Genomic DNA, 18,703 nt, shown 5'->3' with positions numbered 1-18,703 from the left:
AGGCGTGAAATCGTGTGTTAGCAGCGTTTTAAGCGTAGTTAACCTGATCAGCGTAAGGAAAGTGTATGCGTAAACTTTTAGCATATTGCCGTCGTGCACCACAATTAACAGTCGTAATTCTCGCTTTTCCTTTTATTGTGGCTTTTTACTCATGCAATTTGCCTATATTGGCTACTTTCAATGAGCAAATTTATAATTTTTCGCAACAAATCTTTGATTTTTTAAATCTTGATTTCGATATTTCAATAAGTCTTAGTGTTGGCAAAACTATTATCGTTATTCTCGTTTTATATACCAGCCTTGTTTCTTTGCGTAACATGATTAAAAATTTATTGCGCGGAACTTTAGGTATTGATTTGCTAGCTTTTGTTGCATTGCTTGCAACGCTTTTTATTGGTGAGTTCTGGGCAAGTTATTTGATTGTTGTAATGGTTTGGACGGGAGAGGCAATTGAAGATTTTGCGCATATGAAAGCTCAGCGCAATCTATCTCTTTTAGTAAGTGCAGCTCCAAAAACTGCTCATCTTATGACTTTGCCAGGTATTGAGCATGGAATGAATAATAATCAAGCAAATGATGAATCCTACGAACCGCCATGTTTGAGTGAAAATCAGTGCAAGCCTATCTCGTGTGTTTTGTGCCAGCATGCTGAATTTAGAAAAGTAGATGCCACTAATTCTAAGCAATCTAATAGTAGCGAGCAAAATTGCGAAAGTAATTGCGAAAATAATAACTTGCAAAATTGCAACTGTAAACGAAATAATTGCCCATTTTTACAAGCATCTATAGACGGCGAAATCACCTCAAATTTGCAGCGTTACGCTACAGTTGCAGTTGATGAATTAAAGATTGGAAACGTAATTATTGTGCTTCCCGGCGAAACTGTGCCGGTCGATGGTGAGCTGCTAAGCGGTTCTGCAATTTTAGACACAAGTGCTATTAACGGAGAATCTGTTCCTAGAGAAGTCTATGCGGGAGCTTCGGTGCTTTCTGGCTGCGTAAACGGCGGCGTTGTGCTTATTATGCGCGTAACCAAGCTGTCTAAAAACTCGCAGTATCAGAAAATCATGCAGCTTGTTGAGTCTGCTAGGTCCTCTAAAGCTGCAGTAGTTAGATTTGCAGACATGCTATCTGTGCCGTTTACAGTATTATCTTTTGCGATTGCAGGTCTTGCTTGGAGCTTTTCTGGCGACGCATTGCGATTTGCGCAAGTATTGGTTTTAGCAACCCCATGTCCTCTGCTTATTGCAGTTCCAGTTGCTTGCATGGCTGGTACTGGGCGTCTAGCAAAACTTGGAATTGTTGTTAAAAGTCAGGATGTGCTTGAGCAATTAAGTCGTGTAACAGACGTATTTTTTGACAAAACTGGCACGTTGACGGTTAAACAGCCGCAAGTTGCAAGAGTTGACGTAGTTGATTCTATGCAGAAGGCTGATCGCATAGTTATGCTTGCGGGCGTTCTAGAAACTTATTCTCAGCACATACTTGCAGGCGGTATTGCTAAAGCGGGAGCAAAGCTGTGGGAAAATGCTCACCCATCGTCGGTTCCGCAACTTCCTAGCGTTAGAGAATACCCTGTAGTACACAGTGTTAAAGAAGCTGCAGGCCAGGGTATTCAGGGCGTTGTGGATGGCATTTTAGTGCGTGTAGGCAGACACAAGTACGTTACAGAACAAAACGCGAATCAAACTATAGGTAAATCTCTTGCAGCAGACGAAATGGCAACCTACGTGTCTTTTGACGGAGTGCTGGTTGGAAGAATCGTATTAAAAGACGTGCCGCGAAATAACGCGAAATCAACTATTGCTTTGTTGCGCGCTTTGGGTGTTAGAACAATAGCAATGCTTACTGGTGACGGTTTACAAGCTGCAACAACCATTGGCAAAAGCGTTGGTATTGATTCGGTGCATGCAGATTTGCTTCCGCAAGATAAATTAGCGTATGTAAAAAAGCACAATTACAATGCAGCCAAAAATAAGAAAGATTCAACCGTAACCATGATGGTTGGTGACGGAGTAAATGATGCTCCAGTTCTTGCAGCTGCAGACATTGGTGTGGCTGTAACGGATGGCACGGATACTGCAGCATCGGAGTGCGCGCAAGTAGTTATTATGAACAACAATATTGCGTCGGTTGCTAATGCTGTAAGCGTTGCAAAGCATACAAAACGAGTTATGATACAGTCAGTTTTGCTTGGAATAGGTTTGGCTATTGTAAGCATGATTTTAGCTGCTTTTGGTTTCATTCCAGCGGTTATTGGAGCAATGATGCAGGAAATTATTGACGTTATTTCAATTACTTGGGCGTTAACTGCTTTGCGCTCGCGTGAAAAGATTAAATAAAGCGTTTTAATCTAAGCTTTTTAATGTAAGCATTTTGTAAGACTTAGCAATGCGCTAGTCTAATTATGAAAGCACTTGAAGGAAATCTGTGCTTGAAGTCCGCGCATAATGCGCGCAAAAACGGCAAAAGTGCCGTATTGTATAGTTCAATATGGGGATAATAATGAAAAAAAATAATTTAATAGAAAATGTTGCACCAGAAACATCTCAGGTCTCTGAGATTTCTAAAGTGCATGCTCCTGAAGTTAGAATTGCAGTAATTGGTGCAGGACCTGCTGGAGTGTATTCTTCCGATATTTTCTTGCGTCAACTTGCTAAACGTGGCGAAGAATTAGGACTCGGCACAAGCGCTCGCATTGATCTCTTTGAAAAATTGCCTGTGCCTTTCGGCTTAGTGCGTTATGGTGTGGCTCCGGATCATCCAAGTATTAAATTTATTGCCGATGCGCTTGAAAAAACTCTTGATAATCCAAATATTCATCTTTATGCGAATGTTGAATTTGGTAAAGATATTACTTTAGAAGATTTGCTGGCGCGCTACGATGCAGTGCTGTTTGCTACAGGAGCTGTGGAAGATAGGCCATTGCGGGTTCCAGGTGCTGATTTAGACGGAGTGTACGGAGCTGCAAAATTTGTAGAATGGTACGACGGATACCCAACTAGCAAGCGCACGTGGCCGCTTGAAGCAAAGGAAGTAGCTGTTATTGGCGGCGGAAATGTGGCAATGGATGTTGCTCGTGAGCTTTTGCGAGATCCTGATTATTTGCGCGCGCATACGGATATTCCAGATGATGTGTACGAAGGATTGCAGAAAAATCAAACTCAAACCTTGCATTTATTTATTCGCCGAGGCGTAGCTCATGCGAAATTCTCCGTGCAAGAATTGCGCGAAATGGAAAAGTTAGCCGGAGTGCAAATTGTTATTAACGAGGACGATTTTGAGCTAGACGATGAAACGATAGAAGTTGCTGGTAACGATAAGCTCACGCGCCAAATGGTTGAGGAACTTTTCGCTATTCGAGACATGGCAGAAGACATGGAAGATGGTGGGAACGTTGATTTTGAGGGCAATCCTGCTAACCGACGTTACGTTATTCATTTCAACTCGGCTCCTGTAGAAATTCTTGGCGAAGATGGGCGTGTGAAAGCAATACGAGTTGAGCGAACTGTAACAAGCGCGGATGGCACAATGTCTCGCACAGGTGAATTTGAAGATTACGCTGTGCAAGCCGTGTATCATGCGATTGGCTACCATCCTGCTGAGGTTGCAGGCATTGCTTACGACGAAAAGCGCACGTTGCTCGCGAATAATGATGGTAGAATCGTAACTTCTGCGGAAAATGGTGAGGTGCGCGAACGCTTGTACGCTACCGGCTGGGCTAAAAGAGGACCTGTTGGTTTAATTGGTTCTACTAAATCTGACGCGCTTCTTATTGTTGATCGCATGCTCGAAGATTTAGCTAAATCTGGGCTGATTGCAGAGGATCGTAACGAAAAGTCCATAGATGAGCTGCTTAAATCTCGAGGCGTGAAAGCCATTGATTACGCCGGCTGGAAGCGAGTAGATGAGTATGAGCGTGAAGCTGGTGCTAAAGAGCAGCGCGCTCGAAAGAAAGTAGTATCATCTGCGGATCTTGTAGCTATTGCCTTAGATTGTTAATCTGCGGTTGTTGATTTGTGGTTGCTGATTTGCTGTCTTGCCTGCCGCAATCAAACAGCAAGCGCCCTATTTATGTAATTATTTAGCGCTAAGTAAGCTTAAGTGTTTGCATACTCAATAGCACATGCTAGTCTTAAAAAGTTGCATACAATAATTGTTTGCAACATGCGGATGTAGTTCATCGGTAGAATGGAAGCTTCCCAAGCTTCAGAGGCGGGTTCGACTCCCGTCATCCGCTCTTCGACAAATTCTTTTACTATCTAGTATTTAATTCGATTTGCTTTTCTCATGCTTAAAACAACAACGAAGCTTGCAAATAGCGTTACTGCGATGCTAATAAGCGCTGGAATTGTTTGGATTCCAGTATTCGCAAGAGGATGGCTGCTTGTAGTTGGCTTGCTCGCTTCTGGCTGTGCGATTACGTTCTTGTTTGCGCTAACAGTTGCTTCCGTGCTTGCGGTTGAAGTTAATTCATTTTCGCTAGTATTTTGCACATTTTGTGTGTTTTGTGTTTGTGGAATACCAGTTTCACCTGTGGAAGAATTTTGTGAAGTGTCATCCCTTTTTACTAAAACGTTCGTCCAAGCAACTTGATTGCCTTGCTCGTCGATAAGAACAATAGTGTGATTGCCGCTATATTCTTGTGGAATAACAGCGTCGAAAGATGGTTTTCCATCTGCACTGAAATGAACCGTTACGTATTCGGTTCCATCTTGTCCATTTAGAAGACGAGGATTTGAATAAATGTATGCGTAGGCTTTTACTTGCTTTTCTTTATTAAGTTTGTTCAGAAAGTCTGCGCGAGCATTTAAAGTAACCGTAATTTTGTTACTTCTGCCTGCGTAAACAATGTTGTGTTCGCCGGCTTTTAGAGTGTTTTCAAGCTCGGTTTTAAGTTTATTAACACTTGCTGGAGCTGACGGTATTGTTGTAGTTCCCGCACTCTGATTGGTCTTGTTGTGATTTGTAGGATTTTCAGGTTCAGCAGGATGATTGTTTTCATTATGCTGTGGGTTTGGAGTTGGGTTTGAAGGGTGCTCAGGCTGCGGTTGCGGATTCTCAGGCTGTGGTTGCGGTTGTGGTCGCGGTTGTGGTCGCGGGGTTGGCGGTACAGGCGCTGGTGGCACTGGTGGTGCAGGCGGTACAGGCGATGGAGCAGGAGGTGCTGGTGTTGGAGTTGGTGGTGCAGGTGTTGGTGTAACTGGAATTGCTGGCGTTAGCTTGGTCCAAGGAATGGTTTTCTTCGCTGGTTTTAATGGTGTTGCAGAAATAACTTTTACAACGTGAGCTTTAAGAATTACCTTCCGTTTTGCGCCACTCGCAAAAGTTACTTCTACTTTAAATGTTGCTTCACCAATGTTTGTTGTATTTGGTTGTTCTACAACTTTTACTGTGCTGTTTTCTGGTAAACCTTGCAAATACGGCTTAAAGTCGAAATCAGCAGGAATCGTAGTATCTTTTTTGACTTCTACTTTCTTACCTTCTACTACCGTAACGTTTGGAAGTTCCTCGATATTAGCCAATCGCTTATGAATAATTATTGGAACTATAATAGTTTTTACTGAATTATCAGATAATGTAAGTAATATTTTACCTTCGTATTTTCCGCTTTTAGAAGTATCAATAGCGGTTTTATCTGTAATATCTGTAATAGTAGATCCTTGCGGTCTGTCAGATGCGTTAAGAAGATAATCTGTTACTTTTGGTAACTTATCGTTTTCAAAAATGTCTATGTTTTTAATTTTAGGCTCGAAAGATTGTTCGTCAGTTTTAATAACTGGTTCATTAACTAATCCGTCAAGTGCATCAATTTTGCGACCGATTCCCTCAATTTTATTGCGTTCGCCAACTGTGAATCCTTTGAAACTATCCATTCTAGGCTCCAAGTAACTACGAGATCCGTGACCTTCTCCAGATTCTCCTATGCTTATTGCGCCGTTAAGGTTTCCTATTGGTCCTATTACTTTATCATTATCAACCTTGTAATGAACGGCATAACACTCTTCTGTTAATTTATCGCCAAAATCAGATGTTTCCCAAAGCCATTTGTTGAATGGATTTCCTTTAATCTTTGGAGCGTTAAAAGTATAAGCCTTTGTAATCCATTGGTAATTTTTTTGTTTAGCGTAAATTAAAGCACGTTGAGATAAATAACCTCCGAGAGAATGCCCTGTTATGTATAAATTAGTAGCAAGTTTTTCTCTATTGATTTTATCCATCACATTGTTTACATCTAAAGCTTGGCTCGGGTTTGATCCAATTGCTAGTTTAATGTCATTAGTAAAATCTCCGCCGCTTTCAGTTCCTCGGATTCCAAGAACTTGCACGCCGTTTTGTTCAATAAATGGATATGCAGGATTTACATTTTCAAATAATATTGCATCAAATCCGCTTCCAAAGTGGTATGTTTCTTTGACTTTCCAGAATGGCGCAAGCTCGTTATGCATGAGCTTATATTCGTTGCGATTTTTATAAATGTCAGTGAGTGGTCTTGAGTAGTCAAGTACTTTTTTGACGTAATCGTCTTTTCTATACACGAGTTCCATAAACAGTGCCATATCGCGAGGGCTAATATCCCATCTACGCGGATTTTCGTCTGTTTTGTCATCAATGCCATCGCCATCGCTATCTTTTATAAGTGGATGCGAATTGTATCCGTAATATGTGCGTTCGTTTTTAACGTATGTATAAAGTTCTTCACTGTTCTTAAGTCCATCGCCATCGCTATCTACATTTGGATCTAGCTCGGGCTTGTGATATAGCAATGAGTCAATCTGATTATTTTCTAAGCGAATTCTGCCAGTAGAAATGTCGTGAGCAGTTTGTGCAGTCAAAGGAGTGTGCACTGGTTCGCTAGCAGTAGTGCTATTTTCAGTTGCTAATGCAGCTGTAGTTGTAGCTAATGGTAAACCAATAAAACTTGTAGAAAGTAAGCCGAAAGCCACTATTATGCCGCTTATGGTTTTGAAAATGCTAGCGTTGCTTTTCATGTTTGCGCTAATCCTTTATCTGTTTTAGTGCGTTATTCCAAGTACATTATACGGTATACGCGTATCTTGCTTAATAAATCAATATGCATGCTTATAGTCTTATGCAACTAAAAACAAGACTTTCTACTATATATTCTGTTAAACAATGCTGTCAAATACCCTAATTAGTGATATAGAATACATTTTAACTATGGAAGCAACACTATTTATTGCCTATAATCAGTATTGATAGTTTCGCTTAGAAAGCACAATTAAACATATTGAGGAGCATAGTATGAGTTTAATGAACACGCATATTCTTCCATTCAAAGTAAATGGTTATAAGAATGGTGAATTTGTTGAAGTAAGCGATGCTGACGTACTCGGCAAGTGGGCTATTTTCTTCTTCTACCCAGCGGATTTTTCATTCGTATGCCCTACTGAGTTGGAAGATCTTGCAAACCACTATGAAGAATTGCAAAAGCTAGGTGTTGAAGTTTACTCAGTTTCTACGGATACACATTTTGTGCACAAAGCATGGCATGACGATTCTGAAGCAATTGCAAAAGTAAAGTACACCATGTTGGGTGATCCTTCCGGAGCTCTTTCGCGTAATTTTGATGCTTGGAATCAAGAATCAGGTTTAGCTCACCGCGCAACTTTCCTAGTTGACCCGCAAGGTATGATTCAATTCTTCGAAATGACAGCTGATGGCATTGGCCGTAATGCCGACGAGCTGCTTCGTAAAGTTAAGGCAGCGCAGTATATTGCAGCGCACCCAGGCGAAGTTTGCCCAGCAAAATGGGAGCAGGGTGAAGAAACCTTGGAGCCTTCTATCGATTTGGTCGGCAAAATCTGATTTTTGCAATTAAATATTAAAGAATCTTTTTAAAGAATTTTCGCAATGCGTAGGGGGCTACGTTCATAGTTTCCTACGCATTTAGCTTATTTTTGCTTGTGGCTAAAGTTACCGAAGGAAGTAGATTATGTCTTTGTTGAATGCGTCATTAACTGCTCAGCTTTCAGAATTACTAAAAAAGATGGTATCTAAAATAGAAATCGTTTCTTACGTTGACAATTCTGAAACATCTCAAAAAGTTAGAGCATTGTTAGAAGAAGTATCTCAACAAAGCAACAAAATCAGTATTGTTGAAGTAAATAATAATGAAACCAACAATTCAAAGCGTAAGCCAAGCTTTGAATTGCGCAGAAAACTAGATAATTCAGTAAATGGAGAATCTACTGTATCGGTTAGTTTTGCAGGATTGCCTTTAGGACACGAATTCAGTTCTTTAGTATTAGCGCTTCTACAAGTAAGCGGCTACGCGCCAAAAATTAGTGATGAGCAGCGCGAAGCAATACTTAAACTTGGTCCACACAATGTAACAACTTACATGTCGGTAACTTGCTTAAATTGCCCAGAAGTTGTGCAATCACTTAATACCATTTCTATTATCAACCCTAAAATTCAGCATACCGCGGTAGAAGGTAGCGCTTTTAGAGAAGAAGTGGAGCGCCTTGGCATAATGAGCGTGCCGGCAGTGTTTGAAGATGGCAAACTTATTTCCTCCGGACGAGCAGGAATAGACGAACTGGTGGCAATACTTGCGTCTAACGAAAAATCTGATGGGAATAATAGCGTTTCTTCGGCAAATGTTGCGCTCGCAGAAAAAATGAATGCACAAGACCCATACGATATTGTTCTTGTGGGCGGTGGTCCTGCTGCTTCTGCTGCCGCAATTTACACTGCTCGTAAAGGCTTGCGCACGGCTATGATTATGGATCATCGTGGCGGGCAGGTTGTAGAAACCGAAAGTATTGAAAATCATATTTCGCAAACGCATACTACTGGCGCTCAGTTAGCAGCAGATTTAACTAAACATATTTCGCAATACGATATTGACGTATTTACTCCTGATTGGGCAGACTCGCTCGATTTATCTAATGAACCATACGGTTTGCATACAATTCATGCGCGTTCAGGCGGTGCTTTGAAAGCGCATGCAGTGATTATTGCAACTGGCGCAACTTGGCGTACATTAGGCGTTCCTGGAGAAGACGAGTACCGCAATAAAGGAGTGTCATTCTGCCCTCATTGCGACGGTCCGCTTTTCAAAGACAAGAATGTTGTCGTTGTTGGTGGCGGAAATTCTGGTGTTGAAGCAGCGATTGATTTAGCTGGTATTGCAAAGCACGTTACTGTAGTAGAATTTATGGATACCCTTAAAGCGGATCAAGTATTACTAGATACTTTGCATAATTTGCCAAATACTGAAGTTATTACTAGTGCTGCTGTGAGTAACGTTGAAGGCAATGGCAATAAAGTTACGGCAGTTAAATATATAGATAGAAATAGTGCGAATAATTCCGAATCTAAAGAGCATGTTATTGAAGCGGACGGCGTATTTGTGCAGATTGGTTTGGCTCCAAATACTCGCTGGCTCGCAAATCAGATTCCTCTAAATAATAGAGGAGAAATTATTACAAATCGCGCTGGTTGCACTGATATTCCAGGTATTTTTGCTGCTGGAGATTGTTCGGACGAACCGTATAAGCAGATTGTTACAGCGTATGGAACGGGCGCAAATGCTGCATTATCTGCATTTGACTATCTTATCCGCAGCTCGCAAAACAGATCTTAACTCCTGCTGGGAGAGAAGTAATTTATGTTGCGAAAAAAATTTAACCCCGGCGCCTGTGCGCCGGGGAAATAAAGGAGAGAAGAAAAGAATAAATTCTAGGTGCCATGCACCTGTCGTTTTGTTCGACACTATTATAAAACCATACTATTCTGAGCAGTACAGTAATACAACCTGAAAATTCTCTGTGAATATTATATTTTTCTTCTGAATTTTTACGATTTTCGCAAAAAATCATGCCATAAAAGCATTGCTAGCTTAAATCAGCACGGTAGAAATGCTCATACGAACGCGACGGAGTTGGACCGCGCTGACCCTGATAGTGCGAGCCGTTAACAGCTGCACCATACGGATTCTCGCATGGTGAGCTTAACTGGAAGAAGCACATTTGGCCAATCTTCATACCCGGCCAAAGTTTAACCGGCAGAGTGCTAACGTTTGAAAGTTCCAAAGTAATATGACCTTCGAAACCTGGATCAATAAAGCCAGCGGTGGAATGTGTCAAAATACCAAGACGTCCAAGCGAGCTCTTGCCTTCCAAGCGTGCAGCGATGGTTGCGTCAAGCTTTACATACTCCCATGTAGCTCCTAGAGCAAACTCACCAGGATGCAAAATCCAAGGCTCATTAGGAGCTACCTCGAACTGTTCAGTAAGCTCACCCTGATTTTCTGCAGGATCAACATACGTGTAAGCGTGGTTGTTAAATAAGCGGAAAAAACGGTCGAGGCGCACGTCAATCGACGCAGGCTGCACCATTTCCGGGGTCCATGGGGTCAAATCAATATGACCCTCATCATGAGCTTTGAGAATGTCGTGATCAGACAACAGCATGACGTCAAATCTCCTTGCAATAAAGCTTATACATCAGTAACTTCATTGTTCGCACGAAATATTTACTGCTATTTTGCGCGAAAATTACAATACAGACAATTGTAGCGCGTGCCGCGGTCTGTGCTTGCTTGCTTTTAAGCAACCACAGTTAAAGCTTTTTGAGCCTTGTGCTTTGCGATGAAACGTAACACGCACTTTCTTAACTCCGAAGCAATAAGCACAACCATTGAAAGGCCAAGGCACTCAAACCATTCATTTAAGCTCAAAGGAACAGTTCCAAATGGTTCGTTCAAGAACGGTATGTAAATTACTGCCAGCTGTAGAAGCACAGAAACTGCAATAGCGCCCCAAAGCCAACGGTTTGCAAACAAACCTACAAATACGCTTTGTGAATCGGAACGAGAAGCTAGTGCGTTAAGCATTTGCGCAAACACAAGAATTGTGAATCCCATTGTGCGAGCGTGAGTCATTTGTGCAGCGTGGCTCATAATGCCAACAGAACGGTCAGTAAATAAGCCTCCTGCCAAATGCATATCCATTCCAATTAACGTAATAGCAGCCATAATTATGCCGATAAATACAATATCTCCCCACATTCGTCGGTCGATAACACTATCTGTAAGTTTTCGAGGCTTTCTATCCATTACATCGTCAGTTTGCGGATCAACTCCCATAGCAAGGGCAGGAGCAGCGTCCGTAAGCAGATTAATCCACAAAAGCTGAGTTGCAAGAAGTGGAAGCGTAACACCTACGGAATTAGGCTGCGTGATGCCTAGCGCTCCAGCAAAAACAACACCACCGAAAACGGTGCAAACTTCACCAACGTTAGAACTGAGCAAGTATCGCAAGAATTTACGAATATTGTCGAAAATTCCACGGCCTTCGCGCACTGCTGCAACAATTGTAGAGAAATTATCGTCAGCCAAAATCATCTTGGCGGACTCTTTAGTTACTTCTGTGCCAGTAATGCCCATTGCGACGCCAATATCGGCAGATTTTACGGCTGGAGCGTCGTTTACGCCGTCGCCTGTCATAGCAACAATATTTCCTTGACGTTGCAATGAAGAAACAATAGCAAGTTTGTGCTCAGGAGCTACTCGCGCGTACACGCTAGTTTTGTTTATTGCTTCATCAAAAGCAATATTGTCATCGTCTAGAGAAAGAAGCTCGTCAAGATCGTCTCCAGTAAGCGCGCGCTCGTCTTTGCCAACAATGCCAAGATCTCTAGCAATACGAGTTGCTGTAAGAGGATGGTCGCCAGTAATCATAACAGTGCGAATTCCAGCACGGTGAGCTTGAGCAACGCTATCTCGAACTTCAATGCGAGGCGGATCAATAATTCCAACCATGCCGTTCCAAATTAAATCAGATTCCAAGACGTCGCTCTGCTCAGCAACGTCAGCGATCTGGCCGGCAGCGTTAGAAACCATGCCGTCAACTTTCGTCAAACTATCAACGCCAAGCGGACGGTACGCCATGCCAAGAGTTCGGTAAGCTTCCCCAGAAAGGCGCTCGACAGTAGCCAAAATATCTTCGCGATCGCCATCAGTAAGTGGACGTACAGCGCCAGCTACTGCAATTCGAGTGCAGTAAGAAAGAAGCACATCAGGAGCACCTTTAGCGCAAACAATAAGATTTCCAGAATCTGAACCATCTTTTACTACTACAGACATGCGTTTGCGCTCAGAAGTAAACGGAACTTCAGCAACACGAGTTAAGTGAGCGTAACGCTTATCTGCCTTTGTTTTACGCGATGCAACAACAATAGAAACTTCTGTAGGGTCTCCAACTGGCTGCCAGCTTTTAGTAGATTCGTCGTAATGAAGATCTCCATCGTTAGCCAAATAGCCGGAACCTAAAGCTCCTAACACTTCCGTTGCAAGATTTTGAGGAACAGCAAGATCTGCATCTGCAGAATCAAGAAGAACCATTCGGCCTTCCGGTTTGTAGCCGCTACCAGTGAGCTGAACTTCGCCGCTCGGCGTCACTACGCGCTCAACGGTCATTTCGTTACGAGTTAATGTGCCTGTTTTATCGGAACAAATAACAGAAGCGGAACCAAGCGTTTCTACAGAAGAAAGCTTTTTCACAACCGCATGATGCTTAACCATGCGCTGCACGCCAAGAGCAAGCACAACAGTCAAAATAGCAGCTAAGCCTTCTGGAACTGCAGCAACAGCAAGAGAAACGGAAAGAAGAAGTGAATCAATAATATCCTGAATACTATGGAAGCCTTCTAGCAGCCACATTGATGCAAGAACAATAGCTGCAATAATGCACACCGCAATACCAAGAACCTTAGAAACTCGCACCATTTCACGCTCAAGAGGAGTGGATTCTTCGTCCGACTTGGAAAGCATATCCGCAATTTTTCCAACCTGCGTGCTCATGCCGGTTGAAGTTACAATAGCGCGACCAGTTCCTTGAGTTACAGCAGTGCCGTTGAAAACCATGTTTGTGCGGTCGCCCAAAGCTTTTGCGGATTGCAAAGTATCGGGGCGCTTGCTTACAGCAACCGATTCGCCAGTAAGACTTGCTTCGGCAACACGCAAAGATGCTGCAGCAATTAAACGACCGTCCGCAGAAACAGCATCGCCCTCGCCAAGAACAAGAATATCGCCAGGAACTACCTCGGTAGTATCGATGCGTATAACGCGCCCATCTCGCAAAACCGAAGTTTGAGGCGCGCTCATTCTAGCTAAAGCCTCAACCGCTTCCTCCGCGCGCGACTCTTGAATAAATCCAAGAACAGCATTTGCAATCAAAATTATGATAATAACAATGGAATCAAACGGTAGAATTTCTCCGCCGCTGTTACCTTTATGCTGCGCTCTCTCCACGAACCAAGCAATTGCAGAAATAATAGTAGCTGCAATCAGCAAGTAAACAAGTGGATCTTTGAACTGTTCAAGGAATCGCTTCCATGCAGGCGTTTTTTCGGATGCAGCAAGCGCGTTCGGACCGAATTGTGCAAGTCGTTTAGATGCTTCTTCGGAACTTAAGCCGCAAGTTACGTCTACGTTTAAAGCTTGTGACACTTGTTGAACGTTTTGCAATGAAGGATCCTGATTATTGGCATCAGAGGCCTTGCGTTTGGATTGATCAAGAGCGTGATCAACCATGTTTTCCCCCTTGGGAGCGCCGCGGAGTAGTCAATAATCGCAACGCGAACGCTATTTTGTACGTTCAGCACTGTAACTATTGCGCGGTTGTGGAATATTGCGTCACTTTTAAAAAGCAGTTATTCGCACTTTTCTAAAAGCTTCCTGCAATAAATAAGTACCGTTCTATTATGTCATATAACGCGCCAATAAGTGCGCGAACCTAAAAAGAAGTATGTAAAATTAATAAAATTTATTGATATTTATTAAAAGTTAATGCTGCTTATTGCAAACTCAATGCCTCGGGGGCATGTGAGAATAGAGGTATGACTACGAAAAAAGGACCGACCAAGGGGTCGGGTGGAAAACATCGCAATGCATTGCGAGGCAAAGGGCCTACGCCAAAGGCTGAAGATCGCGTATATCATAAGGCTTATTTCGCTAAGAAAGCTGCTATAAAGCGCACTTTCGCTGATCCGCGTTTAGCTGCAAGGCGAAGGGTAGATAAGTTCGCTTCTGATTCGGATGAGTTGGTTATTGGCCGTAATGCTGTTCTTGAAGCTCTTAGAGTTGGAGTTCCAAGTTTACAGTTGTACGTTGCAAGCCGAATCGAACATGATGATCGCACTCGCGAAATTGTAAAACTTGCTGGAGTTAAGGGCTTGCGTCTGCTGGAAGCTGACCGCTTGGAAATGGATAGAATTGCGCGTTCTAGCAACCATCAGGGCATTATTTTGAAAGTTCAGCCTTACCAGTATTACTCTTTGCAGGAATTGGTTGAGCGTGCAGAAAAGAAGTCTCGCGCAATGGAAGCCGCCGATTCTGCAGCCGCTCGAATTAATGCTCGTCCTCTGTTTATTGCTTTAGACGGTGTGACGGATCCGCAAAATTTGGGCGCTGTTATTCGTTCTGCGGCAGCATTCGGAGCTAACGGTGTGATTTTGCCTGAGCGTAGAAGCGCTTCCGTAACTGCAGCAGCTTGGAAGGTTTCGGCTGGAGCTGCGGCGCATTTGCCAGTTGCTAGAGTTGTTAATTTGAATAAGGCTATTCAAGGTTTGCGCGAACGCGGCTGGTATGCGATTGGTCTTGACGGTGGCGGAGATAAGCTCGTTGGCGAAACTGGTTTTGAAACTGATCCGCTGGTTGTGGTTCTTGGCTCTGAAGGTAAGGGCATGAGCAGACTAACTCGTGAAGTTTGTGATGCTATTGCTGGAATCCCAATTTCTAGCGCGGTTGAATCTCTTAACGCCTCGGTTGCGGCTGGAATCAGCTTGTATGCTGTGGCTAACGCTCGTCGTTTGGCTGCATTGAATCAAAACTAAAAAAATTTCAAACTTTAAAATCACGCTTGCACTGTATTGTTACGGTGTTAGCGTGATTTTATTTGGTTGGGGCTTTTATTTGCTGAAGTTTAGTACTGACGCAATTTTGAAAGAAATAATTAAATAGAAATATGCATATTAGTGAAAATACTATAGAAGAAAATAAAACATTTATGAACGAAAATACTATTACGAATACGAGTACTGCAAATACAAATACTCCGAAAACAACAAATAAACTATGGATTGTAAAGCATGCGCGCGCGCTTAGTTTTATTGCATACATGGCTGTTGTTGCAGTAGTTATGTACTTCCATGAACCGTGGTTTGACGAAGCGCAGAGTTGGCTTATTGCGCGTGATTCTTCGTTTGCTGATTTGTTAACTCTTCGTCCGCATTACGAAGGACATCCGCCACTTTGGACGCTTCTTCTTTCAATCCCTGCAAAAACAGGTGTTCCGTACGAAATTGGTCTTAAAGGCGTGCAGTTTTTGTGCGCTGCTCTTCTAGGAGGATGGCTGATTTTCCGCGCTCCTTTTAATCGCCTTACTATTGCGCTTCTGCCATTTACTTATTTTATTTGCTTCCAATACGGAGTTACTGCACGCCCTTACGCATTGCTATGTGTTTCTTTGCTAATGGTTGCACATTATTGGAAATATGCGGATTCTAAGCCATCTAATACTTGGAAACTTGTGCTAAGTCTTGTGTTAATGTGTGCGATTAGCTCTTATGGAATTGCTATTGCTGCAGGTTTTGCCTTGGCTTGGGTTGTGCGAAGCGTACAGATAGCTGGAATTAAGAATGCTGTTTGTGAAATATTTTCTAATATAAATCGTTTGCTTGGCTGGATTTTACTTGCTTTTGTTGGTTTTGCAAGCATTGCCTGCATTTGGCCTGCTGCTAACGCATTTGGTTCTCGCGCAACTTTTAGCGGAAATTCTCATCTTATTCAATTCTTGTATTTTATTTTCGTAGTTCCGTCAGAAAGCATGTTTACAGCATTCGCTGGAGACGTTTCTTTGAGAAGAATGTCTTTAGGAATATTGCCAACTATTATTTGCGTTCTTATTTCAATACTGATTTGGGCTTTTGCTATTTGTATTGCAAAACGTAGGAAAATGTTGGTATCTCTTATTCTTCCTTATTTGACTTTTGCTATTATTGCAACGCAATATTTTACTTTGCATCATGCAGGAATCGTATTCGTATTCTTTATTGCGCAACTGTGGATGTGTGTTGCTAATAAGCCGCTTAATTTTGATATTACGCTTGCAAATAAGTTAAGTAATAAGTGTGCATTTACTCAATCTATTATTGTTATTTTGTTGGCGCCAAGTTTGATTTGGAATATATTTGCTTGCGTTAATGATATTAGATTCGACTACTCAGGTTCTCGCGCTCTTGCGCAATTCATTCAGAGAAATCACGCAGAAAATAAGCGTTTTGTAACATCTTGGCTTCATAAAGAAGAAAAATTAGATAGTAACGGTAATACTATTTCTCCAGAATTTGAAGATGTTCACCAGTATTCTTGGCAGCTTATTACAGCAAACCCTTATTTTGCGAAGAATCTTATTGATTGCAGTTATAAAAACAGTTCGTTTATTACTAATGAACGTCCTTCTGAGTCTCAAGCGTGGGGTGAAATATCAGCTTGCAAGGCTAAAAAAGAACCTCAATTCTTTGTAACCGAATCAAGCGAACCGTGGTACTACTTTGTTGCATTGGACTACAATATTGAGCATTACACGGCGCATGTTATTGCTAAAACTAAATCCTCTTTCAAATCGAATGTTTCCGAAGGAACAGTAACTGTATACGAGCGCAAAAAGTAGCGTGAATAAATAAACAAATACGCCCCAATTGTAAGATAATCGCAAGATGCATCTTACTGTTGGGGCGTACTTATTATGGCCTTAAATATTTGCAGGCGTTATTTAATTTACCAGAATCCGAACGGATCAAAGATGCCGCCGTCATCTCCGTCACTATCGTCACGCTGCTGTAAATCGTCGTCATCGTCATCGGATTTATTACCACGATTTCGAGAATTCTTTTTATTATTCTTCAGCGTCTTTTCTTTACGATTCATTCCGCTAACAGCAGCTTCTTCTTGGTTGAACGTAACAGTCAATTTAAGAGTGTTTCCGCCGCGAACTACAGTAAGTGTAGCCTTATTGTTAAACGCTGTTGCTCGAACGTAACCAAGTAGAGCGTAATTATTAGCAACAGGTTTATCGTCAAACGCCACAATGGTGTCTCCAGCTTTAAGTCCTGCCTTAGCTGCCGGAGTTCCTTGATTTACAGAAACAATTTGAGCGCCGCCGCGAGTAATACCATTTGATTCCACGGCAACACTTTTAATCATAATTCCCAAAGCAACGTGCTTAACAGAACCATTTTTAATAATTTCTGAAACTACTCGCTTTACCAAGTTTGCTGGTATTGCAAAACCAATACCAATCGAGCCTGCTGTTCCGCCTTGAGTAGAAGTGGCTGCAATAGAAGAGTTTATGCCAATAATTTGGCCTGCCGCGTTAAAAGTTGGTCCGCCAGAATTTCCTGGATTGATAGCGGCATCGATTTGTACAGCATTAGTTACGATTTCTGAACGGCTTTGATCGTCCATAACAGATACTGGACGATTTAACGCTGAAACAATACCTGTTGTAGCAGTATCGTCGTAGCCTAGCGGGTTGCCAATAGCCATAACTGCTTCACCAACAGCAAGCAAATCTGAATTTGCAAATTGTGCAGTTTTCAAATTTTTTGGCGGATTATCAAGCTTAAGAACAGCCAAATCTGTTGTTTTATCTGCTCCAACTAAAGTTGCAGAATATATTTGGCCGTTAGAAAGCGTAACTTGAATTTGTTTTGCGTCTGCAATTACGTGATTATTCGTAACTGCGTATCCTTTAGAATCAATTATTACGCCTGAACCTTTGCCCATTCCCTTGGCTAAGCGCGTTTGAATAGAAATTACAGAGCCAGAAACTTGACGAGCTACTCCACGCCAATCAGGAGATTGTGCGCCTTTAACTATTGCGGTTCCAGGACCAGATGCTTTTGAACCGACGCTTTCTAAGGAGCTTCCTTGTGGAATTGCAATAAGGCCTTGCGAAACTACGAAAGTCATTACAACAACACAAACTATTGCTGAAATTACTGCAGATAAAATAGCAATCATAACAGGCGGAGTGTTGTTATTTTCCTGAAGATTAACAAACTTTTCGCCTTTATTTACTGCGCTTGTTTCGCTGTGGTCTCCTTCATTTGTGCTATTGAACACTGGAGGAAGATTTTGCTGCGCATTTTGATTAACATTATCGCCATTTGTGTGGCTAGTGTTTTCGTTAGATTCGTATGGATTCCCGAACGCATTAGGAGTATTTGCTGAAGGGGCATAAGGATTTTGTGGCCCAACATATGAGGAAGGTGCCGCATTAGCGTTAGGCATATTCGCGTTAGGATAATTTGCGCTAGGTTGGTTTACTACAGGCTGACTTGCTGTTTCCCTATTGTTCACAGGTCCGTATGCGCCGAACTCTGGCGCAGGACTATAAGCTTGAACATTCTGAGCAGTACGCGGCTGCGAGTTTTGTTGCGGCTGTGTGTTCTGCGAATCCTGCTGAGCTTGCGCAGCTTGCTGATCCTGCTGATCCTGCTGATTTTGCGGGCTCTGCGGGCCTTGTTGCTGCGCAATAGCCTCAGTATTTACATTGTTATTGGATTCCTGCTGATTGGTACCATACAAATCGTCAGCCATTCATCCTCCTTAAAAAAGACTCTTGATACACCATCATAAACCATCTTCTTATTTATGCACTATTAAATT

10 protein-coding genes and 1 tRNA gene are annotated in these 18,703 nt (G+C 42.3%); 7 read left to right on the top strand and 4 right to left on the bottom strand.

Translation table 11 applies throughout. The annotated features are described in order from the left end of the window. Positions 1-65 precede the first annotated feature (65 nt). From ACLD6A_RS05585 to ACLD6A_RS05575, 3 genes are all read left to right on the top strand, one after another. Positions 66-2,342, top strand: a complete 2,277-nt coding sequence (locus tag ACLD6A_RS05585) for a heavy metal translocating P-type ATPase (RefSeq protein ID WP_410313811.1) — start codon at positions 66-68, stop codon at positions 2,340-2,342. 163 nt (positions 2,343-2,505) lie between these two features. After that, entirely contained in the window at positions 2,506-4,002 is a 1,497-nt protein-coding gene (locus ACLD6A_RS05580; RefSeq protein ID WP_410313810.1) for an FAD-dependent oxidoreductase, read from the top strand. Between the two features lie 167 nt (positions 4,003-4,169). Then, positions 4,170-4,240, top strand: a tRNA-Gly gene (locus ACLD6A_RS05575). A gap of 22 nt (positions 4,241-4,262) precedes the next feature. Here the strand turns inward: ACLD6A_RS05575 and ACLD6A_RS05570 are convergent. Continuing rightward, positions 4,263-6,992, bottom strand: coding sequence for a Rib/alpha-like domain-containing protein (locus ACLD6A_RS05570; protein ID WP_410313809.1), 2,730 nt, complete (start codon positions 6,990-6,992; stop codon positions 4,263-4,265). A 274-nt stretch (positions 6,993-7,266) separates the two neighbouring features. Between ACLD6A_RS05570 and ahpC the strand changes: the two genes are divergently transcribed. Beyond that, entirely contained in the window at positions 7,267-7,830 is a 564-nt protein-coding gene (ahpC, locus tag ACLD6A_RS05565; RefSeq protein ID WP_004133847.1) for an alkyl hydroperoxide reductase subunit C, read from the top strand. Positions 7,831-7,957: 127 nt separating this feature from the next. Then, positions 7,958-9,613 (top strand): alkyl hydroperoxide reductase subunit F, encoded by a 1,656-nt coding sequence (gene ahpF / locus ACLD6A_RS05560; protein WP_410313808.1) that lies wholly within the window; start codon positions 7,958-7,960, stop codon positions 9,611-9,613. 250 nt (positions 9,614-9,863) lie between these two features. Here the strand turns inward: ahpF and dcd are convergent, their stop codons facing one another. After that, positions 9,864-10,442: a dCTP deaminase gene (dcd, locus tag ACLD6A_RS05555; RefSeq protein WP_004136673.1), complete on the bottom strand. Its 579-nt coding sequence runs from the start codon at positions 10,440-10,442 to the stop codon at positions 9,864-9,866. Between the two features lie 134 nt (positions 10,443-10,576). Then, complete coding sequence (locus tag ACLD6A_RS05550; RefSeq protein ID WP_410313807.1) at positions 10,577-13,564, bottom strand: cation-translocating P-type ATPase; 2,988 nt, start codon at positions 13,562-13,564, stop codon at positions 10,577-10,579. Positions 13,565-13,869: 305 nt separating this feature from the next. Between ACLD6A_RS05550 and rlmB the strand changes: the two genes are divergently transcribed. Both rlmB and ACLD6A_RS05540 read left to right on the top strand, forming a co-directional pair. Beyond that, complete coding sequence (gene rlmB, locus ACLD6A_RS05545; RefSeq protein ID WP_004133839.1) at positions 13,870-14,865, top strand: 23S rRNA (guanosine(2251)-2'-O)-methyltransferase RlmB; 996 nt, start codon at positions 13,870-13,872, stop codon at positions 14,863-14,865. A gap of 131 nt (positions 14,866-14,996) precedes the next feature. Beyond that, the gene (locus tag ACLD6A_RS05540; RefSeq protein WP_004126686.1) at positions 14,997-16,703 is read left to right on the top strand and encodes a hypothetical protein; all 1,707 of its coding nucleotides are present in this window, start codon (positions 14,997-14,999) and stop codon (positions 16,701-16,703) included. A gap of 107 nt (positions 16,704-16,810) precedes the next feature. Here the strand turns inward: ACLD6A_RS05540 and ACLD6A_RS05535 are convergent, their stop codons facing one another. Next, positions 16,811-18,634 (bottom strand): S1C family serine protease, encoded by a 1,824-nt coding sequence (locus ACLD6A_RS05535; RefSeq protein WP_019260557.1) that lies wholly within the window; start codon positions 18,632-18,634, stop codon positions 16,811-16,813. Between the last annotated feature and the right edge of the window lie 69 nt (positions 18,635-18,703).

Origin of the sequence: Gardnerella sp. Marseille-Q9691 (genome assembly GCF_046507715.1) — a bacterium.
In the GTDB taxonomy this organism is placed as follows: domain Bacteria; phylum Actinomycetota; class Actinomycetes; order Actinomycetales; family Bifidobacteriaceae; genus Bifidobacterium; species Bifidobacterium greenwoodii.
This window is presented reverse-complemented; position numbering and strand designations above follow the sequence as displayed.